Source organism: Lactococcus sp. bn62, from assembly GCF_029492705.2.
Taxonomy (GTDB): domain Bacteria; phylum Bacillota; class Bacilli; order Lactobacillales; family Streptococcaceae; genus Lactococcus; species Lactococcus petauri.
This window is the reverse complement of the sequence record NZ_CP120417.1, coordinates 1,403,245-1,427,318: the sequence shown is the minus strand read 5'-3', so window position 1 is coordinate 1,427,318 and position 24,074 is coordinate 1,403,245. Positions and strand designations below refer to the sequence as shown.

Sequence of the window (24,074 nt, the reverse complement as noted above, 5' to 3'; positions counted from 1 at the left end):
GTAATTATGTTTTCAAATGTACAAGAACTGCTTGAAGATGCAAAAGCATATCCATCAATTGCTGAATTGATGATTGCAGAAGAAATAGAACAAACCGGTGCGAGCCGTGAACAAATCATTGAGATGATGGAACATAACTTGGCGACAATGATGTCATCAATTGAGGAAGGACTACTTGGGAATAAGTCAACAACAGGACTTACAGGTGGCGATGCCAAGAAGATGGATGAATACATTAAATCAGGAAAAGCGATATCAGGTGATGTTATTTTAGGAGCAGCGCGTGATGGCGTAGCTGTAAATGAAGTCAATGCTCAGATGGGACTCATCTGTGCGACACCGACAGCTGGGTCAGCTGGATGTCTACCTGGTGTGCTCTCTGCAGCAACGAAGAAGTTAGGGCTTACACATGAGCAGCAGGTAGAATTTATCTTTACAGCTGGTGCTTTTGGTTTAGCAATCGCAAACAATGCAACGATTGCAGGTGCTGAAGGAGGATGTCAAGCAGAAGTTGGGTCGGCATCGGCCATGTCCGCAGCCGCTTTGGTTATCATGGCTGGAGGTACGGGCGAGCAAGCCGGAATAGCTTTAGCCTTGACACTCCAAAATATGCTGGGCCTGATTTGTGACCCTGTCGCAGGTTTAGTAGAAATTCCTTGTGTCCATCGTAACGCTATGGGGGCTTCTCAGGCGATGATTTCCGCCGATATGGCTTTAGCTGGTGTTAAAACAGTTATACCTGTTGATGAAGTGATCACATGTATGTACAATGTAGGACGCTCACTGCCCTCTGCTCACCGTGAAACTGGTGAAGGTGGGCTTGCTGCAACGCCAACAGGACGTGAAATTATGGAACGCATCTTTGGTGACGGAAAATAATAATATTGAAAATAAACGACCCTTTTTGAAAGTCTATACTTGCCTTAAAGGGTTTTTTTATTTATAATACAGAGTTGTGACTTGACATTTACAGTTTACAGTTGTAAACTGTAGTTGTAGTAAAAATAAAGTAAGGAGCGCCAATGAACGAAACAGAATTTAATATATCAAATGCAGAATTGATTGTTATGCGTGTTATATGGTCGCTCGGCGAAGCACGAGTTGATGAGATTTCTTGTCAAATTTCGCCCGATTTGGATTGGTCTCTAGCAACAGTTAAAACTTTGCTGGGGCGCCTCGTGAAAAAGGGAATGCTAAGTACTGAAAAAGAAGGTCGTAAGTTTGTTTATCGCCCTTTAATGGCAGAATGTACAGCTATTCAAATGATGGGACAGTCTTTACTTGAAAAAGTTTGTGAAACAAAACAAGTGAAGCTCTTAGCCGATATGATCGCCTTGTCAAACTTGACTTCAGAAGATGTAGCAAGTTTGCAAGAAGCGTTAAAAAATAAAGAAACAGTTCAAGAAACAACTTGTACTTGTTTAGAAAATTTTAATTCTTGCAGCTGCCAACACGTCAGCTAATATGGAGGAGAGATAATGGAAAAAGAAAAATTCGTAATCAAAGGTATGACTTGTGATCACTGTGCAATGCATGTGACTTCAGCACTCGAAGGGCTTACTGGTGTAAAATCCGCAAAAGTCTCTTTAAAAAAGAATGAAGCACTTGTGAAATTCGATGCAGCGACAACACCCGTAGAAGATTTAGCAATGGCTGTTAAAGAAGCTGGCTACGAATTAGTAAAATAAGAAGGCTGTCCTTAGGGGCAGTTTTCTCTGGAACACAATGTTTACATTTGTAAATTTAATGAAGGAGTAGAAAATGAGAAGTCAAAACTTTGTCATCACGGGTATGACCTGTGCAAACTGTGTGAATACCGTATCCAAAGCATTGAATAACTCGAATAAAATCCAAGAAGCAACAGTTAACTTGGCAACTGAAAAAGCAAAAGTCATTTTTGATGATAGCATTAGTGATCAAGATGTGATCAATATAGTTGAAAAGGTGGGCTATGGTGCTATTGTAAACGATAAAGCACATCAAGAAAAAATTGCAGCTCAAGCGCGTAGAAGGAATCGTAATTTACGATTGTCATTGATCGTGTCAGTAATTTTGACTCTGCCTTTAGTACTTGCTATGTTTGAAGGAGTATTGGGCACACACTATTTGATGTTTCTACACACTCCTGTTTTACAACTTATTCTCGCAACACCTGTTCAGTTTATTATCGGTTGGCGCTTTTACGTCGGCGCTTATCATGCATTGAAAAATGGAAATGCAAATATGGATGTTCTAGTAGCACTTGGAACTAGCGTTGCATATTTTTCGAGTTTAATTTTAGCGGTATTTTTAGGACAAGACAATGCTTTGAATTTTGAATCAGCTATGGTTATTATTACCTTGGTTGTTTTAGGAAAAGTACTTGAGCACAATGCTAAAGAAAAAACAAGTCAGGCAATCACGAGCTTGATGAGTAGTAGGGTTAAAATGGTTCACACAGAAGAAGGTGAGCGCCCGCTTGAAGAAGTCCAAATCGGGGATGTTATTCAAATTTATCCGGGAGAGAAGGTACCTTTGGATGCAATGATCCTTAAAGGTAAAGCATCTTTTGACGAAAGTCACTTGACTGGCGAATCTTTACCTGTTGTCAAAGCAGACGATGATACACTATTTGAAGGGGCTGTGAATTTAGACGGTTCCATTAAAGCTGTTGTTGTTCGAGATGTTAACGATTCGACTATTTCTCGGATGGTTGAAATGATGGAAGAAGCGCAAGCCTCAAAACCTGATATTCAAAAATTCGCGGATAAAATCTCAAATGTCTTTGTTCCAATTGTTTTGGTCATTTCACTTGTGACTTTTGTAGCAACATGGGCTATTACTGGGACATTATTGACTGCCATTATGCATGCTGTGGCAACATTGGTTATTGCTTGCCCATGTGCGCTTGGTTTAGCGACACCAACCGCAATTATTTCAGGAACAGGACTTGCTGCTAAGAATGGCTTGCTGTTGAAAAATGCCAATGCTTTAGAACTAACAAATAGCGTGACAACAGTTTTCTTTGATAAGACAGGGACGATTACGACAGGTGAATTTGAGTTGTCTCAATTTGAGGGCAACGATGAATCATTTAAAATTTTAGCAAGTTTAGAAAGTCATTCGCACCATCCGTTAGCTCAAGCCGTAAAAACTGAGGAAATCTACCCCGTAGAAAACCTTAAAGAAATTGCTGGTCGTGGACTTTCAGGAGAAATAAATGGCCGTCAATATTATGCAGGAAATGCAAAACTTATGGAAGAGCACGGGTACGATGTCACATCAAGCACAGATACTGTTATTTATCTTGCGGATGATGTAAGCCATATAGCTACAGCAACCTTTAAATCTTCAATTAAGCAAGAAAGTGTGCAGACCGTAGCTGCACTGAAAAAAGCCGGCATTAAAACTGTGATGTTGACAGGGGACAATGAAGATTCTGCTAAAAAAATCCAAGAAATTGTCAATTTGGATGAAGTAAAAAGTAATCTATCACCTGAAGACAAAGCTAAAATTGTCCAAGAAACTTCACATTCCATTATGGTAGGCGACGGAATAAACGATGCTATTGCATTAGCAAGTAGTACTGTGGGTGTTGCCATGGCAACAGGCTCAGATATTGCGATGGAAGCAGGAGATGTGACCATTATGGGTGGTAAAATCCATAAATTACTCGATCTCTTTAAGATCTCTCGAAAAACCTTAAGTAAAATCAAACAAAATTATTTTTGGGCCTTCATTTACAATATTATTGGTATCCCGCTGGCAGCTTTTGGATTACTCAATCCAATGATTGCTGCAGCAGCAATGAGCTTGTCTAGCGTTTCCGTAATTTTGAATTCCTTACTTTTAACTAAAACAAAAAATTGAGGTACTCTAAAAATAAAAGAAAAAAACTCACTTTTGTTCGTGAATTTTTTTAGTATTAAACGTATAATAGGAAAAGATGAATTTAGAAGCAAAACTCAAGGAAATATTTGGCTATGAAAGTTTCCGTCAAGGTCAAAAACAAATAATAGAGCAAGTTCTACAGGGAAAAGATACTCTGGGGATATTGCCGACAGGTGCAGGGAAATCCATTTGCTATCAATTACCTGCCCTTTTACAAGAAGGCGTTACTCTTGTGGTCTCGCCTTTAATTTCCCTGATGAAGGATCAGGTGGATCAGCTAAATATTGCAAATATACCAGCAACATTTATTAATTCGACAGTAGATGAGCAAGAAGCTTATTTCCGAATGCAACAGATCGAAAATGGCGAGGTTAAAATCTTGTTTGTTGCGCCTGAACGGTTTGAATTAGAATCTTTTAACTATTTTTTGCAACACCTTCCTATTGATTTGGTTGCAATTGATGAAGCACACTGTATCTCTCAATGGGGACATGATTTTAGACCTTCTTATGTTACTTTTGCGAAACGATTGGCTGATTTGCCTACTTCACCAACAATCTTAGCACTAACAGCTACAGCCACACCTCGGGTATCTGCAGATATTCAAGACTTATTACAAATCTCTGAAGACAACACTGTTAAAACAGGTTTTTTACGCGAAAACTTACGCTTTGAAGTTGTTAAAGGAAAAGATAAACGTGACTTTTTAAAGTCCTACTTAAAAGAACATACTGACGAATCAGGCATTATCTATGCCAACACACGTAAAGAAGTAGAAGAAGTTACGGAATGGTTAAACCGAAATAATTTTCCTGCTAAACGTTATCATGCCGGTTTAGCTGAGGGAGAGCGCCAAAAAAACCAAGAAGATTTCCTTTATGATGAAGTTCCTATTATGGTGGCAACCAATGCTTTTGGAATGGGGATAAATAAGAGCAATGTTCGTTTTGTAATTCATTATGGGATGCCTGCTACTATTGAAGCCTACTATCAAGAAGCAGGTCGTGCAGGAAGAGATGGACTTGATTCGGATGCTATCTTATTATTTTCGCCCAATGATGTTCGTCTCAGAAACTTCTTGATCGAGCAAGGCGAAGGGAGTGAGCAACATAAGGAGCAAGAATACGAAAAACTAAGGCAGATGCAAGCTTATACAAGCTCAGAAACTTGCTTGCAGGGTTATATTTTACAGTATTTTGGTGATGCGGGAGAGGACTGTCATAAGTGCTCAAACTGTTTAGACGACCGGGAGCGTACAGATGTTACGCTTGATGCACAAAAAGTTATGTCTTGTGTTATTCGGATGGAACAACGTTTCGGAAAAACAGCAGTCGCACAAGTTTTAGTAGGCTCTAAAAATAAAAACTTAGCACGTTGGAATTTTGAAAAACTCTCAACTTTTGGCATAATGAAGGGATATTCGCAAAAAGCAGTTGGAGAACTGATTGATTTTTTAGCGGGGGAAGGTTACTTAGCTGTCTCCGCAGGCAAATTCCCCTTACTTGGGGTTTCTGATCGTGGGATAGCTGTTCTACAAGGTAGAGAGCAAGTCTGGCGACGTACAGCTTTAAGCACTACTAAGCAACAGTCTGTAGCTAATGGTACATTTAATTTGGAGTTATTTGAAGAATTACGGACGTTACGTCTCGATATTGCCAAGTCAGAAGGCGTTCCTCCTTTCATGATATTTTCCGATGCTTCATTGAAAGACATGACAAGAATTATGCCTTTAGACGAAGAGACATTTTTAGAAGTTTCCGGTGTAGGTCAAGTGAAGTTGAAAAAGTATGGTCATGTGTTCCTAGAGGCATTAAACATCTATAATCAAGAATAGTATAAAAATAGAGAAGCATGAGTCTTTCTCTATTTTTATTTGTGCCTTGACAAATGTAAGCGTTTAATTTATAATGTATGCAAATAGTATATACTAGATTGTATATAAAATAAAAAAAGGGGTATTTATGTGGGGAATTATTGCAACGTGGCGAATGGCTCATGATGGGGTTTGTAAAGCTGAAGAGCTTTTGAGCAAAGGAGGAGAGGCTGGAGAAGCACTAGAACAAGCTATAAAAGAGGTTGAAGATTATCCTTATTATAAGTCTGTCGGATATGGTGGACTACCAAATGAAGCAGGAATTTTAGAAATGGATGCTGCATATATGGATGGAGATAGTTTTAAAATTGGTGCAGTGGCAGGCATTACTGATATTGCTAATCCAATAGCAGTAGCAAAAGCCTTATCTGAGGAAAAATTTAATAGTATGCGAGTCGGTCCAGGCGCAAGACAATATGCTATTGAAGCAGGCTTTAAGCAGAAAAAAATGTTAACAGAGCGCGCCAAAAAAATATGGGAGAGACGTTTAGAAGAAATGAAACGTACAGGTCTTTCGGCTTATGATGGACATGATACGGTGGGTATGGTTGCCTTAGACAGTAGTAGAAAAATGGTGGCAGGAACTTCAAGTTCTGGTCTCTTCATGAAAAAATCTGGCCGGGTTGGTGATTCACCACTCTCAGGTTCCGGCTTTTATGTGGATAGTCAGGTTGGAGGGGCTACAGCAACAGGACTTGGTGAAGATTTGATGAAAGGAATTTTATCCTATGAAATCGTTCGTCTCATGTCTGAAGGCCATACGCCCCAAGAGGCTTGTGATCAGGCGGTGTATTCTTTTGAAGATAAATTGAAAGAAAGATACGGTAAAGCAGGAGCTTTTTCACTTGTCGCACTGGATAAAGAAGGAAACTGGGGCGTTGCAACTAATGTAGAATTTACTTTTAGTGTGGCCACTCACAAACAAGAACCAAGAATCTTTATCGCCCACCCAGAAGCAAATCACAAGACAAAAATCGAGCCCATTAGCCAAGAATGGTTAGATGCTTATGAAGCAAGAATTAAAGCACCTATCGAATAGGTAGAAGGAGAAATTGATGTTTTCAAAGCTTGAAAAAATTATGTTGCCCCTGGCTGAAAAAATAGGACGTAACAAGTATCTTATTGCAATAAGAAATGGTTTTCTCGTTTCAACACCACTATTGATTGCGGGATCTTTCTTTTTACTTTTAGCAAATTTCCCTATTCCTCAATGGATTAATTTTTTGGAAACGACGGTTATTAACAGTAAGACCGGGACGACCTTAGCTGAAATGATTACTAAGCCTGCAGATGCGACCTTTACGATCATGGCCGTGTTTGCAGTTGTGGGGATAGGTTATTCTTTTGCGAAAGAAATTAAGGCTAACCCCATTTTTGGAGCGGCAGTTACTTTAATGTCTTGGTTTCTTCTGATGCCATACTCTGTGACTGGAGAGGTAACAGTTGAGGGGATGGCAAATCCGGTATCAGCTACCTTAACAGGTCTCCCACTTTCTTGGGTCGGAGCAAAAGGGATTTTTATCGGGATTATTTGCGCCTTTGTTTCTGTTAATCTTTATCAATTTGCTGTCAACAGAAAATGGGTAATCAAAATGCCTGAAGGTGTACCACCCATGGTTGAAGATTCCTTCGCTGCTTTGATTCCAGGTGCTTTTGTCATGCTAATATTTTTTGCACTGAACTTGGTATTGAACATTTTTGGCACAAATGCTTTTGACTTAGTTTTTAACTTTTTACAAATACCGCTGCTCCATCTCGGAGATACAGTATGGGCAATGATTATTGCTTATATCTTTCTTCATGTTTTCTGGTTTTTCGGCGTCAACGGAAGTTCAGTCGTGGGTGCGGTTTTTAATCCTATCCTGCTGACGCTCTCTCTTGAAAATGTAGAGTATTTTAAAAATGGAACCGGAGCACCTCATATTGTAAATGCTCAATTTCAAGACTTATTTGCAACCTTTGGAGGTGCTGGATCAACACTTTCTTTATTAATTGCAATGCTAATTGTTTGTCGTTCAAAACGAATTAAGGAGTTAGGTAAGCTTGCTTTGGTTCCAGGCATATTTGGGATAAATGAGCCGATTATTTTTGGTCTTCCTATTGTACTTAATCCTCTCATTTTTATTCCTTTTGTCTTAGTACCAACCTTTAATATTATTGTTTCTTATATTATGATGAACCTTCATCTTGTGCCAATCACCAACGGTGTTTTGATTCCCTGGACTACGCCCATTATTATTTCAGGTTTCTTAGCAACAAACTGGGCCGGAGCACTTTTGCAACTCGTTTTGCTTATCATTGGTGTATTTATCTACATTCCTTTTATCAAAATTATGGATGTACAATACATGAATGAAGAACGACAAGCTGCTGATGCAGAATTAGAAGCTATTACAGAGGAAATGTTGAGCTTTGATAATCTATAGGAGGATAGAATGAGACTTGTAATGATTTTAAATCAAATTCAAGCGGGAATGGGAACAAAGGATGATGTAAAAGTTCCACTTACTGCTACAAAAGAAGTGATTGGACCAGGAGTGACTTTGAAACCCTTACTTGCTGAGCATGAACAAAATTTGCTGGTTACGATTTATATGGGAGAACAAACCTACAGGGAAGCACCAGATGTTGTTCAAAGAAAGATAAAAGGGATGTTGCAACGGCTTAATATTGAGGGCGTGATTTGCGGACCTTCCTTTAACTACCCTGAGTTTTCCAAAATGTCATTGGAGCTTGCTCAAGATATACAAAAAAATACATCTCTCAAAGTAGTTTGTGCCATGTCTGAAGAAAACCAGGCTTTAATTTCTGCTTACAAAGAAGTAATTGATATTGTAAAAATGCCAAAAAAAGGTGGTGTCGGACTTAATGAATCTTATAAGGCAATTTGTAAAGTTTTACAGGCAAAGGAAAATAATAAGTCACGAGAAGCATATAAACAGTTCGTTTTTTAAACAGCAAAGCATTCTAAAGAGGTAAAAAATGTATAGGACAGAAATTGAACAAAATTGGGAGGACTATGTATCCCTTTTGGAAGGAGCAATTGCGATTCCCAGTGTCAAAGGCGAAGCCGAAGCTGGTGCCCCTTTTGGAGCAGAGCCACGTCAAGTTTTAGCTTATGTCATGGAAAAAGCACAATCTTATGGTCTGGAAATACAAATCGTCAAAGATGCAATGGGTTATGCTCAATTAGGGGAAGGTGAGGATTATATTGGAGTAGTTGGACATCTTGATGTGGTTGCTGCGGAGGGCCCAGGCTGGTTATCGCCTCCCTTTAAGCTTGAGGAGCGTGAAGGCTATTTCTATGGGCGAGGTGTGTTAGACAATAAGGGACCAATTCTGTCCTGTCTATTTGCTTTGAAGTTATTAAAGGAAAGAAAATTCAAACCTCGTCTACCAATACGCATTATTTTTGGAACTGATGAAGAAAGTGGATCAGCAGATGTGCCTCTTTATTTGTCAGAAGAAAAGGCACCGTTTTTTGGTTTTACACCAGATTGTAAATTTCCAGTAGTTTACGGGGAGCGAGGTGTTGTTGCTCTTGAGTTGACGACAAGATTTGCTCACGGTGTATTGGATTCATTGGGCGATTTTCATGGTGCAATGGCTAAAGACTTTGTTCCTGATGACATTCAACTTTCTGGTGGACGTCAAACTTATAGTGCCAAAGGATTGCGGACGCCAAGCAATGCGCCAGAATTAGGGAAAAATGCAATTACAGCCTTGGCAGCCTTACTTCAAAATAATTTAGAAAATAAGGAGCTGAGGCACTATTTCTCATGGCTCACCCATAGTTTTCATGAAAAACATTTTGGTCAAGGAGTAGGTATTGCTTTTGCGGACCAAGAAAGTGGGCGTTTAATACTTACGCCATACAAAATCAAAAGAGAAAATAATCTTATTCATCTGTCACTTAGTATTCGTTATCCGGTAACTGTGACAGAGGAGCAAGTCATTAATGCTTTAAGCGAAAATCTTTACCCAGACACAAGTTTCAAAATTATTCGCAGTCTGCCCGGAACCTACGTTGACAAGATGAAGCAAGAAATACAAGATTTATCAAATATTTATGAAGAAGTGACAGGATTAAATGGTCAACCCGTCACAACTACAGGAGCGACTTATGCGCGGTCAATGCCAAATATTGTAGCTTTTGGGCCATCTTTTCCGGGGGAAAAAGGAATTGCCCATAAGGAAAATGAATATATAAAGATTGAACATTTAAAACAAATGATAGAAATTTATATGAAAAGTATTGAAAGACTTGGTCAATAAGAAACTTTTAAAAAGAAGATAAGCGTGATAAAATAAAGGTAATGAATACTGAACGAAAAGAAAGCAAAGCAAAGTTTTTAGTTGTTTCTCAAGAAATAGAAAAAAGAATTGAGCAGGGCACTTATGTATCTGCTCAAAAACTTCCATCCGAATACGATTTGGCATTGGAGTTTGGCGTGAGTCGCTTAACCGTACGTAAAGCCATGGAAGATTTGATGACAAAACAAATTGTAATCAAGAAAAAAGGAAAAGGCGCCTATGTGATTGAACAACCCAAGATTCAAAGTGGAGGTATGGGTTTGAAGTCCTTTACCGAAGCAGCAGAGGCTATGGGAAAAGTTGGGCAAACACGTTTACTAAATTTTAAAAAATTGAAGAAAGTGCCAGAGGAAGTTGTAAAAGCACTGAACACCACAGCAGAACTGGTGGAATTACAGCGATTGCGTTTACTTGATAATGAACCCATGACTTTAGAAAAACTCTATTTTGCAGAACAATTAATCACGGGAGCAACTGAGAAAGAATTGACTGGATCCTTGTTTTCCATTATTGAGGAAAAAATAGAAATTGGCTATTCGCACCAAGAAATTGAAGCGATTCTGGCTACAGAGGAACTTGCTCAGTTACTGGAAGTGAAAGTGAACAGTCCAGTTTTCCGCGTACACTCCACGGCTTTTGCTTTAGACGCTCGACCTATCTTATACGATATTTCTTATTATCGTGCGGATAAATATTCTTTCAAGAATACTTTGATTCGCCAGCATTAAAGTTAAATAGAAAAAAACAGCACTTAAAGCTGTTTTTTTCTATTTAAGAAATCATAAAGAGCAAAGAGAGCGATTCCACCTATAAAACATGCTATCCCTGCTTTTAAGCCTTGAGGGAAGAAAGTAAGTTCGACAACATGTTCACCTCTAGGGGCAGTAACTTTCATGAAACCTTCTTGTGCTTTATCTAAGGTTACGGAATGTCCATCCAGTTTGGCTGACCAACCTTTATCATAAGGTAATGTGAGGAAAAGATCACCAGAGGTATTGCTATTATAAGTCAAACGAAGTCCGTTTTTTACTTGTTCGGTTTTCACCTGTGTTTGCTTTAGAGTATCCATAGCTGCTTGGTATTTGGTGTTATCCAAAGCCCAAAATCTTGTTATGCCAAAGGAAACTTGTGAGTTTTCTGGGAAGGAAACACTCACTGTTAGTTTTGTTTCCTTTTCAGAAGTTCCTAAATTATAAAAGTTACCAACATCTTTACTATTGACATTATAAGAATGAAGAACTTTTTTTCCTGAATGAATCGTAATCGTAGTCATTTTTGAATTATCATTAATGTAGCTTACATTAGGTAACTCAAGATAGGCTTGACTATGTGCGGGTACGGTAAGCTCATAGGTCACTGAAACGCCGCCGTCTTCTTCGACTTTACGTATCAGTGTAACTTGTTCTTTACCACCGGTTATCGTACTGTTACTGTTTTCTGAGTCTGGGTAAATCTGCGTGAAATATTTTTCTTTACTGTGCGTCAATTGATGGAGAAAGGCTTCTTGATTACTGATTGTTGCTCTTTCTGAACTGCTCAGAGCTGCATCTTGGTACCCATCTTTTACAAATATTCCAACCGATTGTGCATTGTGATTCTCAAATAAAGAAGGTTTTATTTGCTTAAAACCGTATTTCTCAGGTTGAAATTGATTGATATTATAATTAATGGAAAGAAGCGAATCCATGAGTAACGTGTTTTCAGGGTAGCGGAGATTAAGGAAGGTGCTGTCTGTATGAAACCCTAAAAGTCCTAAGACCCGGCTTGAATTACTATTACGGACAGAAGAAAACTGCGATAAGGCATTATAATTATATTTCATACCATCATTTGCCGTATCGGGGACCGTGTTTTCTGTACGCACAAAGGTATCTCCAGAACGTTCGACTACATTTTGGACGAGAGGTTGAATGAGTTTTGTTTGGGTATTGTAGTAAGCTCGGCTTGCAAAATTCCATTCTTTCTTAACTCCTGCAAGCTGGTAGTATCCATTTAAACCTGCTTCTGCACACATGAACAAAGCAAGGATGGCAACTAAAACTTTCCAAGGGAGCCATTTTTTAAAGAAGGTAAGAAGAACCAAGAAATAAGCCAAGGCAAAGAGCAGAGTCAGAGCAAGCTGTAGCGTATCGAGATAAGCATAATCCCCGAGTAAAGCAGCAGCAATAAAACCAAGGGAAAGCAGCACAAAGGGTACTATAGTCATCCAGAGTTTTAAAGACTTGAAGCGCGTGAGAACTTCACAGGCCATAAGTAAAATGAGAAGAGAGAAAAGGAAAGCGTAACGATGTAAAAACATGTTTGGAGAATGCATCCCTTGCCACGCCAAATCTAAAACTTGTAGATAAAAAGAGGCAGTCAGAAATGCAAGTAGGACACCAAAAGCTATTTTGGTCTGCCATTTCACTTGAGGAAGGAAGAAGAAAGTAAGAGCAAGAAGGAAGGGGATGAGCCCTAAATAAATCATTGGGACAGCATTATACTGTGTTGTATCATAGGCTCCCACAAAGTTTTTAGAAAAAAGATCAAAAACGGCAGAATTTTGTGTCCAAAAATCATTAATCTGGGAAACAGCTTGAGTATTATTTGCTTTCAAATCAAGATACATTGGAAGAAGCATAACTAAACTTGTTACAGCAGACAATATAGAAGTAATCGCAAAATCAAAAAACTTTTTCCATGACCACTTGGTAAATGTTGAACGTGCTATAAAATATAACACTAAGAAAATTGCAACCATAAAGCCAAAATAGTAATTTTGGATGAATAGAAGGCTTAAGCTGATGTAATACAGTTTACGCTTGCCGAAATCTTGAAGTCCGTGCAAGCCCCACATGATGAGAGGAAGCCAGATGAAAACATCGAGCCACATGATAATTTCAACTTGACTCGTTAAGAAGCTCATCAGGGTGAAAGATGTGGATAATGCCATCGTGATAAGAGAGGGGATGGATTTATACATGTTTTTCAATGCAACAAAACTTGAGAGACCAATCGTTCCAAACTTTAAAAGTGTAATCAGATAAAGTGCATCTGGCATAGTATGAACATTGAAAAAATAAGTAAGGGGCATGAAGAAACTTCCCATGTAGTAAGCAGAGAAAGCATAAAGGTTTAGCCCCAAACCATTCGTGAAAGTATAGAGAAAGCCTAAGTTACTATTATGAAGAATATCCCGATAAAGCGTGTGAATAGCAACATATTGATGATATGCATCACCAGCGAGGATAGAAGTGTCACTTCCCCAATAAATACCGAGGAAGGCAAAAGCTACCGCAAGTAGTCCAGCAGGGAGGATAAAACTTCCGAGCATTAGCCAAATATTTTTCTTGATAAAATCAAACATACACTTATTATAACCTAATTTTTTATTTATAAAAGAAAAACTGGACTAGTCCAGCTTTGTTTTTAATTCTTTTGCGATTTCTTCTAAGCGATTGTCTTTGTTGACCTGAGGTATTTTATAGCCGATGTAGTAAGGAGAAGTGATAAACCGTGGTACAATCTTACAAATATAACGCTGGCTGTCCGGCATTTTGTAGAAAAAAAGATTGTAAGAATCACAGCGTCCGTTCATATAGTCATTCAGTAAATACTGTGTAATAAGCTGAACCTTATCAGCCAAATGATCGATATATTCAAGTTGGGAAATGATAACATTAAATTCCACAAATCCCATAATCGGACGAGTAGAGATTGTAATATCGACACTATTTTCTTTAAGTGTTACACCTTCAAAATTTTCAGGAGAGATATGTTCATAACCATCTGCCTCTTCCAAGCCAACAATCTGCATGTGTGGATGACGTAATGTTCCGCCAGAATGGGGGCCAAAGTTTTTAAACATAAGTACTGATTTATATTGGGGATTATCCAATAGCTTCTGCCAACATTCAAAAGCAAACCGAAAGACTTCTCTATTTTCTTGAACAGAGTAGGTAGAGACATCTCCGAGGTGTTTATCTGACTCGATAATCACAGTCATCAAAGAATTTTCGACAGTGGGAAATTTGTTTTTAAGCCAAATTTTGTGCCCTTGTCTGTCCAAAATATCTTTGAGATTGGGTGTATCGCAAAAAGGACAAACTCGCTTTGTTTCAGCAAGGTTTGCGTATTTATTTTTATTGATTTCCATGTTAAAAATTAAAGGATTATCTGTGTGTTCAATCATATTTCTATTATAGCATTTCACAGTCTATTTATTTCTGGAAAAAACTGGTATAATAAATCGTTACCTATTATTTACTTCAGCCTTCAACTGAATGTAAGCTTTTTTGTTTTTCTAAAGAAAAATAGGAAATCTAATAAAAATAGAAAGAGATGGTGAACAAATAATGGATAATTCAAAAACAAGAGTCGTTGTCGGTATGTCTGGTGGCGTCGATAGTTCAGTTACAGCTTTAATGCTGAAAGAACAAGGTTACGATGTCGTTGGTGTTTTCATGAAAAACTGGGATGATACTGACGAAAATGGTGTATGTACTGCTACAGAAGACTACAAAGATGTAGCAGCAGTAGCGGATCAAATCGGTATTCCTTACTATTCTGTCAACTTTGAAAAAGAATATTGGGACCGTGTATTCGAGTATTTCTTGGCGGAATATCGTGCAGGCCGTACACCTAACCCAGATGTTATGTGTAATAAAGAAATTAAGTTTAAGGCTTTTCTTGATTACGCAATGGAACTTGGAGCTGATTATGTAGCAACAGGTCACTATGCACGTGTAACAACAGATGAAGATGGCACAGTTCATATGCTTCGTGGTGTGGATAATAATAAAGATCAAACTTATTTCTTAAGTCAATTGTCACAAGCCCAACTGAAGAAAACAATGTTTCCGCTTGGTCATTTGGAAAAACCGGAAGTACGTGCAATTGCTGAACGTGCAGGACTTGCGACAGCAAAGAAAAAAGATTCGACTGGGATCTGTTTCATCGGTGAAAAGAATTTTAAAGAATTTTTGACAAACTATCTTCCTGCAACTTCAGGGAAAATGATGACATTAGATGGTGTAGAAATGGGAACTCATGCAGGACTCATGTATTATACCATTGGTCAACGTGGTGGTTTGGGAATTGGCGGTCAACATGGTCAAACAACAAGTGATCCGTGGTTTGTAGTAGGGAAAGATCTTAGTACAAATACACTCTATGTTGGACAAGGTTTCCATCATGAACATTTGTATTCTGATAATTTAACTGCCAGTGAATTGAGCTTTACTCGTCCAATGCCAGAAGAATTTGAAATGCATTGTACAGCCAAGTTCCGCTATCGTCAAGAAGATACAGGAGTAACAATCTCTGTTAAGGGAGATAAAGTTGCTGTCAAATTTGATGAACCTGTACGTGCCATCACTCCAGGACAAGCCGTTGTTTTTTATGATGGTGATGAATGTCTCGGCGGTGCCTTGATTGACTTTGCTTATAAAAACGGCCAAATTATGCAATACCAATAAAATAAGAGAAACGTGGGGCAACCCGCGTTTTATTTTTGATTAAATTTTAAATTTGTTATAATTTATTTATAATCAAAAACTTATTTATGGGTGCGGATATGAAAAAAATTGGAAAAGGAAATATTGTTTTACTTGCATTAGTATTGTTAACGAGCCTCGCATTTATTTGGAGTACAAATTACAAAGAACAAAGCAAACTATTAGCTGACAATATCACACTTCCATGGTTGAGACCAAGTTTTGATCAAGAAGGAACCACAGATCAACTCGTTGCGCAGATAGCTCAAGGAGATTACTCAAGTATACAAGGTAAATGGGCAAGTGAGCGTGGTGTGAATTACGAAATCGATGGGTCACGATTTCTTTTTGGTAAGCGTGAATATTATATGATAAAAGGTGGTTATGATGACTACGGAATTCCTTATATTATGACGGACAATAGGCATTCGGCAAAACTATATTTTTATCCAGCAGAAAAACCAATTCCTACGCTTCAAGAAGATGGCACGGTTGTTGTTTCAGATATAGCAGATCCGAGTGATACAAGTAAAAATCGTCTCTTATTTGCACAAACAGTACTCCCTTCAGAGCAAATAAAAGAAAACGTTTTCTATCACGAAAATTAAGCTGTAATGGCTTAATTTTTTTAGCGATAAATACTGTAAAGACAAGTCGAAATAAACTTTTAGACTATTTAAAGGTATTCTTTATAAAAAAGAAGAAAAAAAGTATTAAAAAGCTTTCATTTCTCTCATAGTTGTGATATACTAAGTCATAAGACTGTAGACAGTCAAATTGTTGGAGGAATTTTTTTACAAATGAATGAATTTGAAACATTGTTAAACAGCGTTGAGGACGTTAAAGTACGTGACGTCGTAAAGGGTGAAATCCTTACTATCGAAAACGGGCAAGCAACAGTTGCTATCGTTGGTACAGGTGTTGAAGGTGTCCTTACACTTCGCGAAATCACAAACGACCGTGATGCTGATATCAATACATTCGTAAAACCTGGTGATATTCTTGATTTGCTTGTTATTAAACAAATCGTTGGTAAAGATGCTGAAGGTGCAAATGTATACCTTCTTTCATTGAAACGTCTTGAAGCTCGTAAAGCTTGGACTGAACTTGAAGGTAAAGAAGGCGAAATCCTTACAGTTAAAGTTACTAAAGACGTTAAAGGCGGACTTTCAGTAGACTATAACGGTATTCGTGGATTTATCCCAGCGTCTATGATTGATACATACTTCGTTAAAGATACTAAGAAATTTGTTGGTCAAGAAATTGAAGCTAAAATTATCGAAATCAACGCTTCTGAAAACCGCTTCATCCTTAGCCGTCGTGCTGTAGTTGAAGCTGAAACTATCGAAATGCGTAAAGAAGCTTTTGCTCAATTGAACGAAGGCGATATCGTTGAAGGTACTGTTTCACGTGTTACTAACTTCGGTGCATTCGTTGACCTTGGTGGTATTGACGGACTTGTTCACGTTTCAGAACTTAGCCACCACCGTGTTAAACGTCCATCAGACGTTGTAAAACCTGGTGATAAAGTTGAAGTTAAAATCTTGAAACTTGATGAAGAAGCTGGTCGTCTTTCACTTTCTCTTAAAGCTACACAAGCTGGCCCATGGGAACAAGTTGAAGAAAAAGCACCAGTTGGCTCAACTGTTGAAGGAACTGTTAAACGTCTCACTGACTTTGGTGCATTCGTTGAACTCTTCCCAGGCGTTGAAGGACTTGTTCACGTTTCACAAATCTCTTGGGAACGTGTTGAAAATCCAAAAGACGTACTTAAAGTTGGTCAAGTTGTGAACGTAAAAGTTCTCGACGTGAAACCTGAAGAAGAACGTATCTCACTTTCAATCAAAGCATTGGAAGAAGCTCCAGCTCGCCCAGCTCGTAATAACGAAGATGGCGAAAAACGTGACCGTAAACCACGTGCTCCACGTAAAGCAGCTAAACCAAGCTACGATCTTCCAGAAACTCAAGAAGGTTTCTCACTCGCAGACTTCCTTGGTGAAGACTTCGACATCAACGATTTGTAAGAAAATCTCCAGAAAAGTCGCTTAAGCGACTTTTTTTGATCTTAGATAAAAATTTCTTTTGGCAATTTGAAATTGACTTCTGAACTTAATAGTTCAGGAGTTTTTCTATTTTATTGAGATTTCTTTGTGTTGATTGCGAAAGCTTAAAGCATTTCGAGAGCTTTCTATTTATTTCTTTGATTTAATTTTTCTTTATAAAACAGAAAGATTATAGGTGTTAAATCTATGTTAAGATGAAAGAAAAAATTATTGGAAAAGAGGAAATTTATGATGAAAAATAAAAAACAAGTATCAGTCGGACTGATGAGTTTTGTTTTATTAACCTTAGGGGAGTGGGCCAAGTCCAAGCCGAATCCTTGGAAGACTTGAAAGCAAGGATGGCAGAACATGTCAAAAAATTAGAAAGGAGTAGCCGCTCATCAGATTCCGAAGAAACAAGAAAAATGGAAAAAGAACTGGAAGAAATATATCTCAAGATGGTTGATCAAGAAATGAAGGAAAATAAGATCATGGAAAAGATCGATAACTTACCAGTAGTTCCGGATAAGACAGGGCGAACACGTGCGCGACATGGCAGATGGACCTGGCGTGATGGCGTTATCGCTGTGACAAACAATGGAATTTCTGGAGCTGGCATGCGGGAATAGTAGCGCCACAAAAATCATGGGTTACTGCAGAATCTTCCCCAAAAACAGGGGTTAAGCTTCAATATAACTTTGAGGGTCGTGGAAAAGTAGGAAAATATAATGTCTGGCAAACAGGTGTAAAGTCAACGACTGTCTCACAAGATTGGCATGCGGGTCATTGGGCGGGGAGACAGGTAGGCAAGCCTTATAATTATAACTTCTACAGAACCAATAATAGGAACAGTTTTTACTGTTCGCAGCTGGTTTGGGCAGCCTATATGGATGTTGCCAAGGTTAATCTCAATACCTCCGCTTACGATATCCCAGGTGCACGTGCTATCCATCCTTCCGAGTTGCTTTATAATAATAAAGTCCAGTTGATTTATCGCGCAAAATAAGGATGTCTATCGGATAATGAAAAAAATAATACTACGAGTCCTAGCTACTGTTTTACTCTCGCTCGGTGCCGTCTTTTTAGTCTATAGAAGCTTCCCTAAAGGAGAACAGACCTTTAAAACGAGTAAAAAAACTGACTTTTATATCATGTCGTATAAAAAGATTGTAGGTTTTGAGCGGACAGATAAAGGGGCAAAGAAACGCTCAGAAGACAAAGTAAAGCTAGGAGAGCAGACCGCAACCCATAATCTCCAACCAGATTCTAAAAATAATCATTTCTTTGTTTTTGAAGATTTCACACCAGGACCTTTTCCAAGAGGTCCACAAACAGTCGTTAGCTTAGATATTGAAAAAGGCAGCTTATCGAAAGCAGAATACCCAGAAGAACCAATCACGGGAGCGGGATTTGATGGCAAGTTTTACTACCCTATGACCAGTCAACCAGAGGGAGGTTCGGTTCATAAATATGATAAGTCGAAAACACTAAAAAAGCAATTTAAATTCCCAGATACGGCTGATAATGTGATGTCTGCAGCAGCAACGGATGAGAAAAATCTCTATGTTTTGAATAATGTGATGAATGTGGGCGATAAGTACACACACAATAATCTTGTGACTTTTGATAAAAAGACTTTAAAGAAGGTAGATGAAAGATTAATCACTAATGCAAGTGCTGCTGTAGCAAACTCAGAAGGTTTTTTGGATATGAAATTAATAGGAAATAAATTTTACCTGACAAATACAGGGAATCGCTTGAAAAGTAATCCTTATGAACCCACTCCACAAGATAAATTGGTTATCCTTGATAAAGACAGTTTGGCACGCAAGGAAGTTAGCTTGGGGCAAGATGAACCTCACAAAATAGCAGTATCCAATGATGAAAAAACTTTAGCCATTAGTCATGCGAATGACAGTTTTGATACCTCAATGATAATAAGTTTCTACGACATAGATAGCCAAAAAATCAGTCGTTTAGCACTTGATGAATCACTCATGGAGAACTATTCTACAGAAGATATGCTAATTAATGTCGACTTTGATAAAGGCGGCAAAGTTTGGATTTTAACTTGGAAAAATCTTCTTGTCTATGATTTAGAAAAGCAAGAAAAAATTTTCGGACTTGATTTAGTAAAATATGATTTAGAATACGCACATTTATTAGCTTTGAAGAAATGATACCTCACGTGATAAAAAATATTCTTTACCTTTTTGTTGCTCATTTTGTTTAAAAATGCTATCATATTTTTAAGCAACCGCTTGCGTAAAATGAAAAAAGGGGAAATAAATAATGAATCAACAAAATTGGTGGCAAGAAATTGTGATGTATCAGATTTATCCGAGAAGTTTTCAAGACAGTAATGGAGATGGTATAGGCGATATTAAAGGTATTATATCGCGTTTAGATTATCTTGCTGAGCTAGGTATTGGTGGTATTTGGCTCAGTCCTGTTTATCAGTCTCCCAATGATGATAATGGTTATGATATTTCAGATTATGAGTCTATTATGGACGAATTTGGCACGATGAGAGACATGGAAAGGCTTATTTCTGAAGCAGATAAACGTGGTATCAAAATTATTATGGATCTAGTTGTTAATCATACCAGCGATGAGCATCCATGGTTTATTGAAGCAAGAAAATCTAAAGAAAATAACTACCACGACTATTATATCTGGAGAGATGCACCATCTGATGGCAGTTTGCCTAATGATTTGAAGTCAATCTTCGGAGGCCCTGCTTGGCAATGGGATGAAGTTGTAGAGCAATACTATTTGCATTTGTTCAGCAAGAAGCAACCGGATCTCAATTGGGAAAATGAAAAACTCCGCCAAGCCATTTATGAGATGATGAACTTTTGGATAGATAAAGGTATCGGAGGTTTCCGTATGGATGTCATCGATTTGATTGGGAAGCAACCAAATCAAGGTATTACAGGAAATGGACCAAAATTACACGATTATTTGAAGGAGATGAATCAGGCGACTTTTGGGGATAAAAATCTGCTGACTGTAGGAGAAACTTGGGGCGCAACACCTGAAATTGCGAAACAATATTCTAACCCAGCCAATAAAGAGCTCTCGATGGTATTCCAATTTGAACATATCGGTTTAGATGAAGCTGAAGGAAAAACCAAGTGGGATTTGATGCCACTAGAGATTCCAAAATTAAAGGAGGTCTTTAGTAAATGGCAAACAGAATTAGGAAATGAAGGCTGGAATTCACTCTTTTGGAATAACCATGATCTGCTAAGGATTGTCTCACGTTGGGGTAATGATAAAGAATACCGTGTAGAATCGGCTAAAATGCTAGCTATTCTCCTACATATGATGAAAGGAACTCCGTACATTTATCAAGGAGAAGAAATTGGCATGACCAATAAACCTGTAAATGATATTGAACAAATTGATGATATTGAAAGTCGAAATATGTATTTTGAGAGATTGGAGGAAGGTTACAGTAAGGAGGATATTCTTCATTCAATCAACGCAAAGGGACGTGACAATGCACGTACACCGATGCAATGGAGCAATGAAAAATCAGCTGGATTTAGTGCAGGCCATCCTTGGTTAGCCATTAACCCTAACTATGAAAAAATTAATGTAGAGGCAGCCTTAGAGGATGAAAATTCCATCTTTTACACTTATCAAAAGTTGATTGCTTTACGTAAAGAAAACCCAATCATCGTCTGGGGCAAGTTCGAGCTACTTAAAGATACAGCGGAAGAAGTTTTTGCTTATATTCGATCTTACAAAGGTGAAAACTGGTTAATTGTGGCTAATTTCAGTACTAAGAAAAATCAATTTTCTTCCTCATATGAAGTAAAAGAGGAAGTAATTCATAACTATCCTGAGGCTATCGATAATGTGGAAGAAATTGTCCTCAAACCTTATGAAGCCTTTGTTGCTAAACTTAAATAAATTACAAACCACCTTACTCAGAGTAAGGTTTTTTTGTGCATCTTTTAACAGAAAAACATTTACATTTAAATTGTTGACAAATGAAAAAGAATTACTTATAATAAAAGAAAGCGTTATCAAAATATTGACAGATAATTTAAGGAGAGTAGATATAATGAAATTTGGAATAATCGGTCTTGGAAAAATGGGCTACAACTTAGTACAAAATGCTGTGGATCATGGTATCGAAGTGGTGGCTTTTGATCAAAATGAAGCGATTGCGCATGAAGCAGAAAAATATTCTGAAAAAATAACCGCAGCTCATAGCTTGGAAAATCTTTTAAGTAAACTTCCAAGTCCTAAAATAGTATGGGTAATGTTGCCAGCCGGAGAAGCGACAAATTCAACAATTGAACAGCTTTCTGAACAACTCTCTGCGGGTGACATTCTTATTGATGGCGGAAATTCTAATTATAAAGACAACTTGAAGCAAAATGAAGAACTTAAAAAGAAAGGAATTCACTTTTTCGATGTTGGAACTTCGGGAGGGATGGCTGGTGCACGCTCTGGCGGGAACTTTATGATTGGTGGAGATGACGAAGCATCTTGGAAAGTTCTTGAACCACTATTTAAAGCCTTGGCGCAAGAGAACGGTTATCTCTATACTGGAAAATTAGGGAGCGGTCATTATCTCAAAATGATTCACAATGGGATTGAATATGGCATGATGCAGGCTATTGCTGAAGGTTTTGAAATTTTAGAAGCCTCACCTTATGATTATGATTACGAGGCGGTAGCAAAACTATGGAATCATGGATCGGTTATTCGTAGCTGGTTGATGGAGTTGGCTGAAGCACAGTTTGCTCAAGACCCAAAATTAGAAGATATTGCAGGAAAAGTTGCAGCTTCGGGTGAAGGAAAATGGACAGTGGAAGAAAGTCTAGATTTAGAAGTCCCTGCCCCAATCATTGCTCTCTCACTCATGATGCGAAATCGTAGTTTGCAAGAAGATACAATGACAGGAAAAGTTGTTGCTGCCTTGCGCAATGGTTTTGGTGGACATGCAGTAGTAGAAAAGTAAGGAGAAAAAATGGAATATTTGATTGGTCTTGACCTAGGGACGACTGCAACTAAGGCAGTTCTCTTTAAGAAAGACGGAGAAATCGTGGCTAGTAGCAGTCATGGCTATAAACTTCATCGAGATTCGACAGGAATGGCAGAAGAATCCCTGGAAGACATTTTCGAAGCTGTTTTGATTACTATTCGTGAGGTTTCAATTCATCTAGAAGAGGAAGATGAGCTCTTAGCTGTATCTTTCAGTACACAACTGCACTCGCTTATTGCTTTTGACCAAGAGTGGCAACCTTTGACAAGAGTAATTACGTGGGCAGATACACGAGCAGTTGCTTTTACAGATGAACTGAAGTCTTCAGGACAAGGTTTTGAAATTTATCAACGAACAGGAACACCGATTCATCCGATGGCGCCACTCTCAAAACTTTTATGGCTAGCAAGTGAACGCCCAGAAGTTTTTGAAAATGCAGCGCACTATCTTGATTTGAAAGGCTATATTTTCTATCGTCTCTTTAAAACGAACAAGATGGACTTGTCGGTCGCAACTGGAACAGGAATTTTTAATATTCATGAGTTGAACTGGGACAAGGAAGTTCTAAAACTAGTGAAAGTTTCCCAACAGCAACTTCCACAAGTCGTTGAACCTTATGAGATTGAAGAGGGAATGCCTTCAGAATTTGCCAAGAAGATGGGCATTCCTGAGACAACTAAGTTTGTCTGGGGCGCAGGAGATGGTCCACTTTCTAATCTTGGTGTTAATGCCATTAAACCAGGAGTAGCTGCAATTACTATTGGGACTTCAGGCGCGATTCGGGTGGTAACAGACAAGCCACGTGTCGATGCTAAAGCACGGACATTTACCTATGCTTTGGACAAAGAACATTGGGTAGTTGGAGGTCCAGTTAACTCTGGTGGCGATGTTTTCCGTTGGGTAAGGGATCAAATTTTCGATGAGGAATTAAACTTTGACGAAATTACTGAGATTGCCGCGCAGATAGAAGCGGGAGCAGAAGGGCTGCTTTTCCATCCTTATTTGGGTGGTGAACGTGCCCCTCTTTGGGATGCTAATGCCAGAGGCTCCTTCTTTGGCTTAAACCATGGACATAATCGAGATCATATGGCCCGCGCAGTTTTAGAGGGTGTAATGTTCAATCTTTACATGGTGGCTCTAAGTTTGATTGAGGTGACAGGAGATTTAAAGCAAATCCAAGCAACAGGCGGATTTGTCAGTTCAGAGTTATGGACACAAATTTTAGCTGATATTTTTGAACAACCAATTAATGTGCCAGAAAGCAAGGAAGCAGGCTGTTTAGCAGCTGTGGTAATGGCAGAAAAATCCTTAGGATTGATTGATGATTTGGATGTTGTTGAGCAAATGATTGGATCTAATGCAACCTACAAGCCTAACAGCAAGAATTTTAAAGCTTATAGAGAATTATCAATTATTTTTGTACAATTGGCCCGTAGTTTTGAAGAAAGTTATAAGGCTATAGCTGACTATCAGCGTAAATAAAAGTTAGGAGATTT

21 protein-coding genes and 1 pseudogene are annotated in these 24,074 nt (G+C 38.3%); 20 read left to right on the top strand and 2 right to left on the bottom strand.

Annotated features, from left to right (window positions below; all coding sequences use genetic code 11):
• Positions 1 to 6: 6 nt before the first annotated feature.
• From sdaAA to P3G65_RS07340, 10 genes are all read left to right on the top strand, one after another.
• Complete coding sequence (sdaAA, locus tag P3G65_RS07385) at positions 7 to 879, top strand: L-serine ammonia-lyase, iron-sulfur-dependent, subunit alpha (protein ID WP_004256247.1); 873 nt, start codon at positions 7 to 9, stop codon at positions 877 to 879.
• Positions 880 to 1,022: 143 nt separating this feature from the next.
• Positions 1,023 to 1,463, top strand: a complete 441-nt coding sequence (locus P3G65_RS07380; protein ID WP_004256249.1) for a CopY/TcrY family copper transport repressor — start codon at positions 1,023 to 1,025, stop codon at positions 1,461 to 1,463.
• Between the two features lie 15 nt (positions 1,464 to 1,478).
• The gene (locus P3G65_RS07375) at positions 1,479 to 1,688 is read left to right on the top strand and encodes a heavy-metal-associated domain-containing protein (RefSeq protein ID WP_004256251.1); all 210 of its coding nucleotides are present in this window, start codon (positions 1,479 to 1,481) and stop codon (positions 1,686 to 1,688) included.
• A 73-nt stretch (positions 1,689 to 1,761) separates the two neighbouring features.
• Positions 1,762 to 3,849, top strand: coding sequence for a cation-translocating P-type ATPase (locus P3G65_RS07370; RefSeq protein ID WP_004256253.1), 2,088 nt, complete (start codon positions 1,762 to 1,764; stop codon positions 3,847 to 3,849).
• Between the two features lie 76 nt (positions 3,850 to 3,925).
• The gene (gene recQ, locus P3G65_RS07365; RefSeq protein ID WP_004256255.1) at positions 3,926 to 5,704 is read left to right on the top strand and encodes a DNA helicase RecQ; all 1,779 of its coding nucleotides are present in this window, start codon (positions 3,926 to 3,928) and stop codon (positions 5,702 to 5,704) included.
• A gap of 127 nt (positions 5,705 to 5,831) precedes the next feature.
• Positions 5,832 to 6,782, top strand: coding sequence for a N(4)-(beta-N-acetylglucosaminyl)-L-asparaginase (locus tag P3G65_RS07360; RefSeq protein WP_019292696.1), 951 nt, complete (start codon positions 5,832 to 5,834; stop codon positions 6,780 to 6,782).
• Positions 6,783 to 6,798: 16 nt separating this feature from the next.
• Positions 6,799 to 8,169 carry a PTS sugar transporter subunit IIC gene (locus P3G65_RS07355; RefSeq protein ID WP_034999585.1) on the top strand — a complete coding sequence of 457 codons (1,371 nt, stop codon included), beginning with the start codon at positions 6,799 to 6,801 and terminating at the stop codon, positions 8,167 to 8,169.
• Positions 8,170 to 8,178: 9 nt separating this feature from the next.
• A complete protein-coding gene (locus P3G65_RS07350; protein ID WP_004256263.1) occupies positions 8,179 to 8,697 on the top strand; it encodes a GrdB-related putative oxidoreductase in 519 nt (172 codons plus the stop codon).
• Between the two features lie 28 nt (positions 8,698 to 8,725).
• Complete coding sequence (locus P3G65_RS07345) at positions 8,726 to 10,018, top strand: Sapep family Mn(2+)-dependent dipeptidase (protein ID WP_004256264.1); 1,293 nt, start codon at positions 8,726 to 8,728, stop codon at positions 10,016 to 10,018.
• Between the two features lie 41 nt (positions 10,019 to 10,059).
• A complete protein-coding gene (locus tag P3G65_RS07340; protein WP_004256265.1) occupies positions 10,060 to 10,785 on the top strand; it encodes a GntR family transcriptional regulator, LSA1692 subfamily in 726 nt (241 codons plus the stop codon).
• A gap of 23 nt (positions 10,786 to 10,808) precedes the next feature.
• Here P3G65_RS07340 and P3G65_RS07335 read toward each other — a convergent pair whose 3' ends face one another.
• Entirely contained in the window at positions 10,809 to 13,403 is a 2,595-nt protein-coding gene (locus P3G65_RS07335; RefSeq protein WP_004256266.1) for a YfhO family protein, read from the bottom strand.
• Positions 13,404 to 13,448: 45 nt separating this feature from the next.
• Positions 13,449 to 14,228, bottom strand: a complete 780-nt coding sequence (locus tag P3G65_RS07330; RefSeq protein WP_004256267.1) for a DUF4931 domain-containing protein — start codon at positions 14,226 to 14,228, stop codon at positions 13,449 to 13,451.
• 160 nt (positions 14,229 to 14,388) lie between these two features.
• Here P3G65_RS07330 and mnmA point away from each other — a divergent pair, with 160 nt between their 5' ends.
• The 10 genes and pseudogenes from mnmA to gntK all read left to right on the top strand — a co-directional run bounded on the left by mnmA (position 14,389) and on the right by gntK (position 24,060).
• Entirely contained in the window at positions 14,389 to 15,513 is a 1,125-nt protein-coding gene (gene mnmA / locus P3G65_RS07325) for a tRNA 2-thiouridine(34) synthase MnmA (protein ID WP_029343388.1), read from the top strand.
• Positions 15,514 to 15,611: 98 nt separating this feature from the next.
• Positions 15,612 to 16,139: a hypothetical protein gene (locus P3G65_RS07320; protein WP_284071144.1), complete on the top strand. Its 528-nt coding sequence runs from the start codon at positions 15,612 to 15,614 to the stop codon at positions 16,137 to 16,139.
• A 192-nt stretch (positions 16,140 to 16,331) separates the two neighbouring features.
• On the top strand, positions 16,332 to 17,555 hold the full coding sequence (gene rpsA / locus P3G65_RS07315) for a 30S ribosomal protein S1 (RefSeq protein WP_284071143.1): 1,224 nt from the start codon (positions 16,332 to 16,334) through the stop codon (positions 17,553 to 17,555).
• 332 nt (positions 17,556 to 17,887) lie between these two features.
• Positions 17,888 to 18,202 (top strand): hypothetical protein, encoded by a 315-nt coding sequence (locus P3G65_RS07310; protein ID WP_019292757.1) that lies wholly within the window; start codon positions 17,888 to 17,890, stop codon positions 18,200 to 18,202.
• Positions 18,199 to 18,426, top strand: a pseudogene (locus tag P3G65_RS11875) (hypothetical protein); the annotation flags it as partial. The gene P3G65_RS07310 and the pseudogene P3G65_RS11875, both read left to right, overlap by 4 nt.
• 33 nt (positions 18,427 to 18,459) lie before the next feature.
• Complete coding sequence (locus P3G65_RS07305; protein ID WP_019292756.1) at positions 18,460 to 18,579, top strand: hypothetical protein; 120 nt, start codon at positions 18,460 to 18,462, stop codon at positions 18,577 to 18,579.
• A gap of 16 nt (positions 18,580 to 18,595) precedes the next feature.
• Entirely contained in the window at positions 18,596 to 19,753 is a 1,158-nt protein-coding gene (locus P3G65_RS07300) for a YncE family protein (RefSeq protein WP_019292755.1), read from the top strand.
• Between the two features lie 112 nt (positions 19,754 to 19,865).
• The gene (locus P3G65_RS07295) at positions 19,866 to 21,494 is read left to right on the top strand and encodes an alpha-glucosidase (RefSeq protein WP_284071142.1); all 1,629 of its coding nucleotides are present in this window, start codon (positions 19,866 to 19,868) and stop codon (positions 21,492 to 21,494) included.
• A 154-nt stretch (positions 21,495 to 21,648) separates the two neighbouring features.
• Complete coding sequence (gene gnd / locus P3G65_RS07290; RefSeq protein WP_004256279.1) at positions 21,649 to 22,554, top strand: phosphogluconate dehydrogenase (NAD(+)-dependent, decarboxylating); 906 nt, start codon at positions 21,649 to 21,651, stop codon at positions 22,552 to 22,554.
• A 9-nt stretch (positions 22,555 to 22,563) separates the two neighbouring features.
• Positions 22,564 to 24,060, top strand: coding sequence for a gluconokinase (gene gntK / locus P3G65_RS07285; protein ID WP_004256281.1), 1,497 nt, complete (start codon positions 22,564 to 22,566; stop codon positions 24,058 to 24,060).
• The last annotated feature ends 14 nt before the right edge of the window (positions 24,061 to 24,074 follow it).

What these genes read in the sequence shown, in the direction of transcription:
- P3G65_RS07375 (WP_004256251.1), top strand. Translation starts at nt 1,479, where the DNA reads ATGGAAAAAGAAAAATTCGTAATCAAAGGTATGACTTGTGATCACTGT.
- P3G65_RS07370 (WP_004256253.1), top strand. Translation starts at nt 1,762, where the DNA reads ATGAGAAGTCAAAACTTTGTCATCACGGGTATGACCTGTGCAAACTGT.
- P3G65_RS07300 (WP_019292755.1), top strand. Translation starts at nt 18,596, where the DNA reads ATGAAAAAAATAATACTACGAGTCCTAGCTACTGTTTTACTCTCGCTC.
- P3G65_RS07305 (WP_019292756.1), top strand. Translation starts at nt 18,460, where the DNA reads ATGGATGTTGCCAAGGTTAATCTCAATACCTCCGCTTACGATATCCCA.
- rpsA (WP_284071143.1), top strand. Translation starts at nt 16,332, where the DNA reads ATGAATGAATTTGAAACATTGTTAAACAGCGTTGAGGACGTTAAAGTA.
- P3G65_RS07355 (WP_034999585.1), top strand. Translation starts at nt 6,799, where the DNA reads ATGTTTTCAAAGCTTGAAAAAATTATGTTGCCCCTGGCTGAAAAAATA.
- recQ (WP_004256255.1), top strand. Translation starts at nt 3,926, where the DNA reads ATGAATTTAGAAGCAAAACTCAAGGAAATATTTGGCTATGAAAGTTTC.
- P3G65_RS07350 (WP_004256263.1), top strand. Translation starts at nt 8,179, where the DNA reads ATGAGACTTGTAATGATTTTAAATCAAATTCAAGCGGGAATGGGAACA.
- P3G65_RS07335 (WP_004256266.1), bottom strand. Translation starts at nt 13,403, where the DNA reads ATGTTTGATTTTATCAAGAAAAATATTTGGCTAATGCTCGGAAGTTTT.
- gntK (WP_004256281.1), top strand. Translation starts at nt 22,564, where the DNA reads ATGGAATATTTGATTGGTCTTGACCTAGGGACGACTGCAACTAAGGCA.
- P3G65_RS07340 (WP_004256265.1), top strand. Translation starts at nt 10,060, where the DNA reads ATGAATACTGAACGAAAAGAAAGCAAAGCAAAGTTTTTAGTTGTTTCT.
- P3G65_RS07320 (WP_284071144.1), top strand. Translation starts at nt 15,612, where the DNA reads ATGAAAAAAATTGGAAAAGGAAATATTGTTTTACTTGCATTAGTATTG.
- P3G65_RS07330 (WP_004256267.1), bottom strand. Translation starts at nt 14,228, where the DNA reads ATGATTGAACACACAGATAATCCTTTAATTTTTAACATGGAAATCAAT.
- P3G65_RS07380 (WP_004256249.1), top strand. Translation starts at nt 1,023, where the DNA reads ATGAACGAAACAGAATTTAATATATCAAATGCAGAATTGATTGTTATG.
- P3G65_RS07345 (WP_004256264.1), top strand. Translation starts at nt 8,726, where the DNA reads ATGTATAGGACAGAAATTGAACAAAATTGGGAGGACTATGTATCCCTT.
- gnd (WP_004256279.1), top strand. Translation starts at nt 21,649, where the DNA reads ATGAAATTTGGAATAATCGGTCTTGGAAAAATGGGCTACAACTTAGTA.
- P3G65_RS07360 (WP_019292696.1), top strand. Translation starts at nt 5,832, where the DNA reads ATGTGGGGAATTATTGCAACGTGGCGAATGGCTCATGATGGGGTTTGT.
- P3G65_RS07295 (WP_284071142.1), top strand. Translation starts at nt 19,866, where the DNA reads ATGAATCAACAAAATTGGTGGCAAGAAATTGTGATGTATCAGATTTAT.
- sdaAA (WP_004256247.1), top strand. Translation starts at nt 7, where the DNA reads ATGTTTTCAAATGTACAAGAACTGCTTGAAGATGCAAAAGCATATCCA.